This window comes from Wenyingzhuangia gilva (assembly GCF_030519655.1).
In the GTDB taxonomy this organism is placed as follows: domain Bacteria; phylum Bacteroidota; class Bacteroidia; order Flavobacteriales; family Flavobacteriaceae; genus Wenyingzhuangia; species Wenyingzhuangia gilva.
On sequence record NZ_JAUMIT010000004.1, the window covers coordinates 240,748 to 252,694 of the forward strand.

Genomic DNA, 11,947 nt, shown 5'->3' on the forward strand with positions numbered 1-11,947 from the left:
GTTATATCTTTAATTGCAAATGTATTTAAAATTAGCATACAATTATTATGAATCAAGATAAAATTGATTTGTACGGCCCGCTAAAAAAGTATTTTGGCTTCAACAAATTTAAGGGTTTACAAGAAGGGGTCGTAAGGAGTATTGCAGAAGGAAATGACACTTTTGTGATTATGCCAACAGGTGGAGGTAAATCACTTTGTTATCAACTTCCTGCGTTAATGAAAGAGGGGACTGCAATTGTAGTTTCTCCTTTAATAGCATTGATGAAAAATCAGGTAGATGCCATTAGAGGGATTTCTGAACATCATGGAGTAGCACATGTGCTAAATTCATCTCTAAACAAAACAGAAATTAACAGAGTTAAGTCGGACATAGAAAATGGAATCACAAAACTTTTATATGTGGCACCAGAGTCTTTAACCAAAGATGAATATGTTGATTTTTTAAAAGATCAAAACATTTCGTTCTTTGCCATTGACGAAGCACATTGTATTTCTGAATGGGGACATGACTTTAGACCTGAATACAGAAATTTAAGAAGAATTATTGAACGTATTGGAAATGTACCTATTATTGGGTTAACAGCCACTGCAACTCCCAAAGTTCAAGAAGATATTATTAAAACATTAGGAATGAACAATGCCAATACTTTTAAGGCATCATTTAATCGTCCTAATTTGTTCTATGAAGTAAAGCCCAAAACCAAAGATGTTGTAACTAACATCATTCGTTTTATCAAACAAAGACCCGGGAAATCTGGAGTTATTTATTGTTTGAGTAGAAAAAAGGTTGAAGAATTGGCTCAAACTTTACAAGTAAATGGAATTTCGGCTTTGCCATATCATGCAGGTTTAGATGCTAAGTCAAGATCAAAACATCAAGATATGTTCTTAATGGAAGATGTTGATGTAATTGTGGCAACCATTGCTTTTGGAATGGGAATTGACAAGCCAGATGTACGTTTTGTCATCCACCATGATATTCCTAAAAGTTTAGAAAGTTATTATCAAGAAACTGGTAGAGCTGGTCGTGATGATGGTGAAGGGTATTGTTTGGCTTTTTATGCTTATAAAGACATAGAAAAGCTTGAGAAATTTATGGCTAATAAACCAGTTTCAGAACAAGAACTAGGTCATGCATTGTTACAAGAAGTGGTTGGTTATGCCGAAACTTCAATAAGTAGAAGACAATATTTATTGCACTATTTTGGAGAGGAATTTGATCCGGTAAACGGATTAGGAGCCAAGATGGATGACAATACTAAAAATCCTAAAAAGAGAACTGAAGCTGCAGACTCTGTAGTAAAATTACTTAAAGTTGTTAAAGGTTCTAAGGAAAAATATAAGTCTAAAGATTTGGTTGCAACCTTAATGGGGAAAGCCAATGCCATGCTGATTTCTCATAAAACCAACGAACGAGATTTTTTTGGAATTGGGAAAGATAAAACCAACGAATTTTGGACAGCATTAATTCGTCAAACCTTAGTTGCAGGTTACTTGCGTAAAGAAATAGAGCAATATGGAGTGGTAAAAATAACCAAGCAAGGGTTAGATTTTATTAAAAATCCTACATCTTTTATGATGACAGAAGATCATGTTTATTTAGATGAAGATGATAAATCTATCATTATAGCCAATGCAAAGAACAAAGCGGCCATGACTACTGATGATCAATTAATGGGCTTGTTAAAATCTTTGAGAAAGGATGTTGGAAAGAAAAAAGGAATTCCTCCTTATGCTATTTTTCAAGATCCATCTTTAGAAGATATGACTTTAAAGTATCCAACAACTATTGAAGAATTATCTAACATACATGGAGTAGGAGATGGAAAGGCAAGAAAATTCGGTCAAGAGTTTATTGCTTTAATTGCTAAATATGTTGAGGAGAATAACATAGAAAAACCAGATGATTTGGTTGTTAAAACCACAGGAGAAAAATCTGGATTAAAACTATATATCATTCAAAATACAGATCGTAAATTACCTTTAGAAGATATTGCTCGTGCCAAAGGTTTGGAAATGTCTGAATTGATTAAAGAAATAGAATCTATAGTATATTCTGGAACCAAATTGAATATCGATTATTATATAGAAGATATTTTAGACGAAGATCAACAAGAAGAAATTCATGATTACTTTATGGAAGCAGAAAGTGATGACATAAAAAGTGCTTTAGATGAATTTGATGGAGATTATGATGATGAAGAATTAAGATTAATGCGTATCAAGTTTATTAGTGATGTAGCAAATTAACTATATCTATACTATATTATAAAGCCATTTAGAAGCATTTCTAAATGGCTTTATTTTTAAATATCATAACCATAATCTTTTAAAATGCTTTGTGCTTTCTCAGAAAACAAAAAATCATAAAATTTTAAAGCAGATGGATTTGTTAGGCCTTTGTGTTTTATTATCACAATTCCTTGTTCAATAGGAGTATAATTTTTTTTATCAACTTCTACCCAAGTTCCTTTATCTTTCATGGTTGGAGACATCACAACAGACATAGCTGTAAAACCAACTTCGGCAGATTGTAAAGTAATGAATTGATTGGTTTGAGAAATGCTCTCTCCAAAAACCAATTTATCTTTTACTTTATTGTAAAGTTGATGTTTTTTTAAAACTTCAATTGCAGCAAAACCATAAGGAGCAGTAGCTGGGTTAGCCAATGCTATGTGTTTTATTTTAGAATTTGCTAAGAGTTTTAAAGATGGCTTAGTTTGCTTATTCATTGTCCATAAAACCAATTTACCATAAGCATAAACTTTTGGAGCTTTATAAGAAAGTCCAGATTTGTATATTTCTTCTGGATATTTCATATTGGCTGCTACAAAAATATCATAAGGAGCTCCTTTTTTAATTTGTGCGGTTAATTTGCCAGAAGAGCTAATTACCATGTTGCACTTAACACCGCTATCTTTTTCAAAAACACTTGCAATTTTTTTCATCGCAAATTGCATATTGGCTGCAGTAGCAATAGTTATTTTATTATAAGGATTAGCATCTTTTTCTTTTTTGGTATCACATCCTGAAACTAACAGAAAGCCAAAAATACTCAAGAGATATATTATAAATTTATATTGCATGTATAACTTTAATTATTCCGCTAGAAAATTTGCTAAAGGATTGATGAACTTCTCAAAGCTTTCTATGTGCGGTAAATGGCCAATATTTTTAATTTCTACCAATTTTGCATTCGGAATTCTTTGTTGGGTTAATTTCCCTAAGTGTTCATATAGTCCCATGGTTTTTATTACTTCTTCAGATACTAATGGTTTTCCCAAAGCAGTCCTATCTCTAGTCCCGATAATTAATAAAGTAGGACATTTGATGTTTTTAAACTCATATACCACAGGCTGATTAAAAATCATATCATAAGTTAAGGCTGCATTCCATGCAATTTTTTTATAATCAGAATTTAAAGTCCATCCTGATAATAAATTTACCCATTCATCATATTCAGGTTTCCATTTCCCATCATAATAGCTATTTAATTGATAGTTTTTAATGCCATTATAAGTTTTTTTTAATTCTGATTGATACCACCAATCTATAGTTTGATAAGGCACTACCAATTTCCAATCTTCAAGACCGATTGGGTTTTCTAGAATTAATTTTTCAGTCATTTCTGGATACATCAATGCAAATCTTGTAGCTAACATACCACCCATAGAATGTCCTAGTATAGCCGTTTTTTTTATTCCTAAGGAATCTAATAATGTTTTTGAATCCTTAGCCAATTCTTGAAAGGAATATTGAAAATGATCTGGTTTTGATGATTTTCCAAATCCAATTTGGTCAGGTGCTATTACTTGATATCCTTTTGATGTTAATGATTTAATAGTTGTTTTCCAATATGCTCCATTAAAGTTTTTCCCATGAAATAATACAATGGTTTTTCCATTAAAATTATCAGGCTTTACATTCATGTAAGCCATTGTTAAATTTTGTTTTTGTGTGGTTAATGTGATGTAATTTACCTCATATGGATATTCATAATTGGTCAACATTAAATCTAACCACTGGAGTTTATCATTCTGCGAATAAGAAAGGTAAAAGCTAAGTAGTAGCGTAAAAAATAATTTGAATTTCATTTAATATATTTTTATCATGAATTTAAAATAGTACGAGGTGATAAAGTGCAAATTTCGTGCTATAATGACCTTCTTAATATTAATTTAAATGATAAAGATGAAGAAAAAAGTAGTGTTAAAAGTAAAAAGGCTTTTACCATGGTAAAAGCCTTTTTTATTCTATAAAGTTTCAATATTTATTGAACTCCAACTAAATCTCCAGCGATATCTTTAGATGGTAAATCAGATTTCCCCATTAAGAAAATATCTACTTGACGAGCTGCTTCACGACCTTCAGAAATTGCCCAAACAATTAATGATTGTCCTCTACGCATATCTCCGGCAGCAAATACATTTGGAATGTTTGTTTGGTAGTTTCCGTATTCAGCTTTGTAATTAGAACGAGCATCAGTCTCAATTCCTAATTGTTCAGCAATAGTTGCTTCAGGACCAGTAAATCCTAAGGCCAATAAAGCTAAGTCACATGGCCAAATTTTCTCAGAACCTTCAATTTCAATTAATTGAGGTCTTTGTCCTGGAACCATTTTCCATTCAACATTAACAGTTTTTAAAGCTGTTAATTTTCCGTTTTTATCTTTGATAAATTCTTTTGTGTTGATCAGCCAGTTTCTATCACATCCTTCTTTATGAGAAGTAGACGTTTTTAACTGTAAAGGCCAATAAGGCCATGGAGTAGATGGTGATCTGTGTCCAGGAGGCTTAGGCATAATTTCAAAGTTAGCCACAGATTTAGCTCCTTGACGGTTAGAAGTACCTACACAGTCAGAACCTGTATCTCCACCACCAATAACGATAACATCTTTACCAGTTGCTAATACTTGATCTTTTACTTCTTTTCCTAAAACAACTTTTGTTTGTTGTGTTAAGAAATCCATTGCTTGTACCACACCATCTGCATCAATACCAGGAGTTGGTAAAGAACGTCTTTGAGTTGCACCACCACATAAAGTAATGGCATCAAAAGCTTTTAATTCTTCTATAGAAACGTTTACTCCAACATTTGCATTTACTTTAAAAGTGATTCCCTCTGCTTCTAAAATTTTAACACGTCTGTCAATAATTCCTTTCTCCATTTTAAAGTTAGGAATACCATAACGTAACAATCCTCCAACTTCATCATCTCTTTCAAAAACAGTTACGGTGTGACCGGCTCTGTTTAATTGTTGAGCAGCAGCCAAACCAGCAGGTCCAGAACCTACAACAGCTACAGTTTTACCAGTTCTTTTTTTAGGAGGTTGTGGTTTGATCCATCCTTCTTTAAAGGCACGTTCAACTATGTTTTTTTCTATATTTTCGATAGAAATAGGATCTTCAATAATACCTAATACACAAGCTTTTTCACATGGTGCAGGACATAAACGACCTGTAAACTCAGGGAAATTGTTTGTAGAATGTAAAATTAAAGAAGCTTTTTGCCATTCTCCTTGGTGTACCATGTGGTTAAAATCAGGAATTAAGTTTCCTAATGGACAACCACTATGACAGAAAGGAATTCCACAATCCATACAACGTGAACCTTGCTCAGTAATTTCAGCCTCACTTAATGGGACTGTAAATTCATTATAATTATGTACACGCTCCTCTACAGCAATGTACGATTCGTCTTTTCTTTCGAATTCTTTAAATCCAGTTACTTTTCCCATATTATGATACTGTTAATTCTTCAAACATTGGTTCTTCATTTGCAATACGTTCTAAAGCTACCTTATATTCTTTAGGCATTACTTTTACAAACTTAGAGATATAGTTTTCCCAATCAGCTAAAATTTCTTTACCTCTATTACTTTCAGTGTAAGCAACGTGTTTTTCAATTAATCCTTTTAATTCAGCTGCATCTTCAGTAGTAATAGGATCAAAGTCAATTGTTTCTTCGTTGCACAATCCGTTGGTAAATTTACCTTTTTCATCTAAAACAAAAGCATAACCACCACTCATACCAGCAGCAAAGTTACGTCCAGTTTTACCTAAGACAACTATTCTACCACCAGTCATGTATTCACATCCATGGTCACCTACACCTTCTACAACAGCAGTTACACCAGAGTTACGAACAGCAAAACGTTCACCAGCAATACCGTTAATAAATGCTTGCCCTTGAACTGCTCCAAACAAACAAACGTTACCAACAATAATATTGTCTTCAGCTACAAAATCAGCCTTAGCAGGTTTTTTTACAATAATCTTACCTCCAGATAAACCTTTTCCTAAGTAGTCATTTGTGTTACCTTCAACAGTATAAGTAATACCATGTGCTCCAAAAACTCCTAAACTTTGTCCAGCAGAACCAGTAAAGTGTAAATTTAAAGTATCTTCAGGTAAACCTAAATGACCATAAATTTTAGAAATTTCATTAGACACTATAGCACCAACCGAACGATCTGTGTTATGGATAGGATAAGTTAAGTTAGTAACTTCTTTTCTAAAGATTGCAGCATGTGCATCTTTTAAAATAGTAAAGTCAATAACATTCTCTAGATTATGATCTTGTTTTTCTGAATTTTTAACAGGTAAATTACTATAACCTGCTGGTTGATGTAAGATTGCAGATAAATCTAATCCTTTAGCCTTATAATGCTCAATTGCATTATTGGAATTAATTTTTTGAGTTTGACCAATCATTTCATCCATGGTACGGAATCCTAACTGAGCCATGATTTCTCTTAATTCATTTGCTACATAGAAGAAGAAGTTAATTACGTGTTCAGGAGTTCCCTTAAAGTTTTTACGTAATTCTTTATCTTGGGTAGCAATACCTACAGGACAAGTATTTAAGTGACACTTACGCATCATAATACAACCCGAAGCTACTAACGGTGCAGTTGCAAATCCAAATTCTTCTGCTCCTAATAAAGCAGCAATTGCAACATCACGTCCAGTTTTTAATTGACCATCACATTCAACAACAATACGAGAACGTAAGTTATTTAATACCAATGTTTGTTGTGCTTCTGCCAAACCAAGTTCCCAAGGCAAACCAGCGTGCTTTAGTGAAGTTAAAGGAGAAGCTCCTGTACCACCATCATATCCTGAAATTAATACAACATCTGCTTTTGCTTTTGCAACTCCGGCAGCAATGGTTCCAACCCCAACTTCTGATACTAATTTTACGTTAATTCTAGCCTCACGGTTAGCATTCTTTAAGTCGTAAATTAATTGAGCTAAATCCTCAATTGAATAAATATCGTGATGTGGAGGGGGAGAAATCAATCCTACGAAAGGAGTTGAGTTACGAGCAGAAGCAATCCAAGGTAATACTTTTGTACCTGGTAATTGTCCACCTTCTCCTGGCTTAGCACCCTGAGCCATCTTAATTTGTATTTCTTTTGCAGAGCTTAAATAGTGAGATGTTACCCCAAAACGTCCTGAAGCTACCTGCTTAATAGCAGAGTTTTTATTATCTCCATTCGCATCTGGTTGGAAACGTCTTCTGTCTTCACCACCTTCACCAGAGTTAGATTTTGCACCTAAACGGTTCATGGCGATGGCTAAGTTTTCATGCGCTTCACGAGAAATAGATCCGTAAGACATTGCACCCGTTTTAAAACGTTTTACAATTTCTGTCCAAGGTTCAACCTCTTCTAAAGGAATTGGATCGTAGTTGGTAAACTCGAACAATCCACGAATAGTTAATAAGTTTTTAGCCTGTTCGTTGATTGCATTTTTATATACATCGTAAGAAGCTTGATCATTTAAACGTACTGCTTGTTGTAATTTAGCAACAGTAGTAGGATTAAAAATGTGTCTTTCTCCGTTACGTCTCCATCTATAATCACCACCAATGTTTAATCCTAAACGTTTGTCGATGTAAGTATCTGGATATGCATATTTATATCTTTCGTTGATTTCTTTTTCAATTTCGTATAAACCAATACCTTCAATTCTTGAAGCAGTGTAAGGGAAGTATTTGTTAACGAACTCTGAATTAAATCCAACAATTTCAAAAATTTGAGAACCTCTATAAGAATGTAATGTAGAGATTCCAATTTTGTTCATAATCTTTAAAATACCTTTACCAATTGCTTTGTTAAAGTTATCTACAGCTTTTTGCTCATCTAACTCAATAAATCCTTCTTGAACTTGTAAACGGATAATTTCATTTACCATATAAGGGTTAATTGCAGAGGCACCATATCCAAATAATGTAGCAAAATGGTGTGGTTCACGAGGTTCTGCTGATTCGATAACGATATCAAAATAAGAACGCTTACGTAAACGGTTCATTTGATGATGAACATATGAACATGCTAATAAAGCAGGAATAGGAGCTTTTTCTTTGCATGCACCTCTATCAGATAAAATAATGATGTTCACACCATTGTCAACTGCTTTGGTGATTTTAGTGATGATTTCTTCTAAACCATCTTCTAAACCATTCATCCCCTTAACCTTAGTATATAACATTTCAATAGTTTCAGCTTTGAAACCATCGATGTTAATATTTCTAATTTTTTCTAAATCATTGTTAGAGATGACAGGGTTTTGAATTCTTAATTTGTGACATTGCTCTGGAGTAATATCAAAAATGTTTTTGTCATTTCCTAAAGCCAAACTAATGTCTGTTACTACTTCTTCACGGATACCATCTAAAGGTGGGTTGGTAACCTGGGCAAATAACTGTTTAAAATAGTTAGGTAATAATTGAGGTCTATCTGATAAAACAGCAATAGGAGTATCAATACCCATAGAACCTAATGCTTCTTTACCATCTTGTGCCATTGGTACAATTACTTCTTGAATATCTTCAATAGTATAATTGTATAAACGTTGACGAGTTTTTAAGTCTAATGTTTCTAAAGGACAAGCTTTGTTATCATTAGGAACGTCTTTTAATCTTAAACTATTTTTGTTTAACCATTCTTTGTAAGGTCTTTCAGAACATATTTTGTTTTTGATTTCCTCATCATCAATGATTCTACCTTCGTTCATATCAACCAAAAACATTTTCCCAGGCTCTAAACGACCATGGCTTACTACATCTTCGGGAGCAATATCAACCACACCAACTTCTGATGACATGATTAATTTACCACTTTTAGTTACAGTATAACGAGAAGGTCTTAAACCGTTACGGTCTAATAAAGCTCCAACATAATCTCCATCAGTAAAAGGAACTGAGGCAGGACCATCCCAAGGCTCCATAATACAAGAATTGTATTCGTAAAATGCTTTTCTGTCTTCAGACATGGTAGCGTGTTTTTCCCAAGCTTCAGGAATTGTCATCATCATTACTTCTGGTAATGAACGACCTGTTAAAGTTAATAACTCAACAGACATATCCATAGAAGCAGAATCCGATTTACCTGGTAAAATAATTGGGAATAATTTTTCCATTGTGTTAGCATCAAAAACATCAGATTTCATGATTTCCTCACGAACACGCATTCTTGATACGTTTCCTCTTAATGTATTTATTTCCCCATTTTGACATAAGAATCTAAATGGTTGTGCCAATTCCCAAGCAGGCATAGTATTGGTAGAGAAACGTTGGTGTACCAATGCCAATCTAGTTACTAAGTCTGGTTGTTGTAAATCTGTATAATAAGGACCAATATCCTCAGGCATAATAATACCTTTGTAGATAAGAGTCGTATTTGATAAAGAAGGTAAGTAGAAATAACTAGCTTCAGACATTTTAGAGTTACGTATTGTATGCTCCGTAATTTTACGGGCTGCATATAATTTAGCTCTAAAAATATTTTCATCTAAGTCACCTTGAGCAACAAATACTTGTTCAATATTTGGTTCAGATGCTAATGCAATTTCTCCTAATTGTGAAGAATCTACAGGGACTTCTCTCCATCCTAAAACTGTCAATCCTTGCTTGGCAATTTCTTTTTCAAAAGCTTCTTTACAAAATTTGTGTTGATTGGTGTTCTTTGGTAAGAATACCATTCCTACAGCGTATTTACGTTGTTCTGGAAGCTCAAAATCACAAACTCTTTTAAAGTAGTCATGAGGGATGTCAATTAACAATCCAGCACCATCTCCGGTTTTCCCGTCAGCACTAACACCTCCACGGTGTTCTAGTTTCACTAAAATTTCTAATGCATCATGAATGATTTGGTTGGTCTTTTCACCCTTAAGGTTACAAATAAAACCTGCCCCACAGTTTTCATGTTCAAATTCTGGTAAGTATAGTCCTTGTTTCTGTATCATATTTTAAATAAATATAGATGACAAAATTACGCAAATATTAATGAATAACAAACTATACAAGTAGTTACATAGCTTTGTTATTTGATTATTGCAGTTTTATTACGAATAGTAGTTTTTTTAGGTATAAATACTGATAATATGATAAAAATAGACCTTATATTTTTTTGAGTTCAAAATATCTCATAATGAATATGTTAAATGCTTTTATTTTAAAAACCTGCTATAAAGCAGTTTAGCTTATTTAGATTCAATATGTATTGTTAAATGTGGAAAATGTAAAATATTTTTATGTTAATAATTTAATTTGCACTGCAACAAATCAAGAATAATCACTATAATTACTTTATATTAAGACTTAAGTTTTTATGATTATTAAAGAATACGATGTAATCGTAATAGGAGGTGGGCCAGCAGGTGGGCAATCTGCAAGAGAGTTGTCAGCCAAAGGTTATAAAGTACTTTTAACTGAGAGACACAAAAGCTTTAAAGAGAATAATTTTTCAAGCGCTGGAATGACATTAGATCCTTTAACGGAATTTGATATTCCTGAAAGTGTTGTAGGTGCTTATTGGAAAAATTTAGAGGTTCAATGTTCAAAAAATTTATATTCTTGGAAAGGGAATAAGAGCAAAGGTGTTGTTTTAGATTTTGGAAGACTACGACAGTTTTTAGCTGATGAAACTATTAAGTATGGAGGTGATGTTTTAATGGGACATACTTATTTAAAAAAGGAACTTATTTCAGATGGTGTTATCGCAAGTTTTAAAAATGCTGTATCAAATGAAGTAGTTCAATACAAAGCAAAACTTTTGGTAGATGCAACAGGACCAGGTAGAAGAGTTATGTATAATTCTTTAGAGGATCAGCCTAAATTAATCTGTGGAGGAGGAGTTGAGTATTTGATTGAAGTAGAGCAAAAGATATATGATAAATACAAAGACTCTTTGTTTTTTTTCTTAGGTGATGAATGGGCTTATAAAGGATATTCCTGGATTTTTCCGATGGAAAATAGAATCTTAAAAGTGGGAGCTGGAAAAATCTATATTCAGGTTGATAAAGAAGATGAGTTTAAAGGTTCTGTAAAAAAAATGACAGAAAAAGTTATTAAAGATTATTTAAAAGCAGATGAATATAATTTAATAGATATTCACGGAGGTACCTTAAAATATAGTCCTAGTATAAAAGATACCTTTTATAAAGACAAGGTAGTGGCTGTTGGTGATGCAGTTTCTACGGTAAATCCATTAGGAGGAGAGGGGATTAGATATGCTATGCAAAATGCAAGATTGGCTTCTAATTATATTGATCATTACCTAAAGTCGGGAAGGGAGAGTTTTAGTACATATAGGAAAAAATGGAGAAACAAACATTTGCTAAAATGGCAACTGAGTGAGGCTTCTTGTAGAAGAATGTATGCCAAATACACTGATGATAAAATAGAAAGAAGGATAGGGTATATTCATAAAACAACCAATATCGACAGTATCATAGAAATGTTGTTTAATTTTAAATTCAATAAAATGATTACGCGTGTTTTTGAGGTGTATAAATTAAAGTTAATTTATAAGTTTAATAAAAACCCCAAAGTTAAATTTAGATAAAAAAAGGCTATCTCAAAAGATAGTCTTTTTTTTCTGCTAAAAATCATAGCAGAAAATGATTTTTAGTGGGGATAGTTGTAACATTATTTATAAA

Annotated in this window: 6 protein-coding genes; 2 read left to right on the forward strand and 4 right to left on the reverse strand. The window is 32.8% G+C overall.

Translation table 11 applies throughout. From position 1 onward, the window contains the following. Window positions 1–47: 47 nt before the first annotated feature. Window positions 48–2,252, forward strand: a complete 2,205-nt coding sequence (locus tag QVZ41_RS09870) for an ATP-dependent DNA helicase RecQ (RefSeq protein WP_302884408.1) — start codon at window positions 48–50, stop codon at window positions 2,250–2,252. A gap of 56 nt (window positions 2,253–2,308) precedes the next feature. Here the strand turns inward: QVZ41_RS09870 and modA are convergent, their stop codons facing one another. From modA to gltB, 4 genes are all read right to left on the reverse strand, one after another. Next, on the reverse strand, window positions 2,309–3,088 hold the full coding sequence (modA, locus tag QVZ41_RS09875; RefSeq protein WP_302884409.1) for a molybdate ABC transporter substrate-binding protein: 780 nt from the start codon (window positions 3,086–3,088) through the stop codon (window positions 2,309–2,311). Window positions 3,089–3,100: 12 nt separating this feature from the next. Next, window positions 3,101–4,096, reverse strand: a complete 996-nt coding sequence (locus tag QVZ41_RS09880; protein WP_302884410.1) for an alpha/beta fold hydrolase — start codon at window positions 4,094–4,096, stop codon at window positions 3,101–3,103. A gap of 176 nt (window positions 4,097–4,272) precedes the next feature. Next, a complete protein-coding gene (locus QVZ41_RS09885) occupies window positions 4,273–5,739 on the reverse strand; it encodes a glutamate synthase subunit beta (protein ID WP_302884411.1) in 1,467 nt (488 codons plus the stop codon). A 1-nt stretch (window position 5,740) separates the two neighbouring features. Continuing rightward, complete coding sequence (gene gltB / locus QVZ41_RS09890; RefSeq protein ID WP_302884412.1) at window positions 5,741–10,252, reverse strand: glutamate synthase large subunit; 4,512 nt, start codon at window positions 10,250–10,252, stop codon at window positions 5,741–5,743. 365 nt (window positions 10,253–10,617) lie between these two features. Here gltB and QVZ41_RS09895 point away from each other — a divergent pair, with 365 nt between their 5' ends. Continuing rightward, window positions 10,618–11,853, forward strand: coding sequence for an NAD(P)/FAD-dependent oxidoreductase (locus tag QVZ41_RS09895; RefSeq protein WP_302884413.1), 1,236 nt, complete (start codon window positions 10,618–10,620; stop codon window positions 11,851–11,853). The last annotated feature ends 94 nt before the right edge of the window (window positions 11,854–11,947 follow it).

Coding starts and splice junctions, on each gene's coding strand:
- QVZ41_RS09870 (WP_302884408.1), top strand. CDS start 48: ATGAATCAAGATAAAATTGATTTGTACGGCCCGCTAAAAAAGTATTTT.
- modA (WP_302884409.1), bottom strand. CDS start 3,088: ATGCAATATAAATTTATAATATATCTCTTGAGTATTTTTGGCTTTCTG.
- QVZ41_RS09880 (WP_302884410.1), bottom strand. CDS start 4,096: ATGAAATTCAAATTATTTTTTACGCTACTACTTAGCTTTTACCTTTCT.
- QVZ41_RS09885 (WP_302884411.1), bottom strand. CDS start 5,739: ATGGGAAAAGTAACTGGATTTAAAGAATTCGAAAGAAAAGACGAATCG.
- gltB (WP_302884412.1), bottom strand. CDS start 10,252: ATGATACAGAAACAAGGACTATACTTACCAGAATTTGAACATGAAAAC.
- QVZ41_RS09895 (WP_302884413.1), top strand. CDS start 10,618: ATGATTATTAAAGAATACGATGTAATCGTAATAGGAGGTGGGCCAGCA.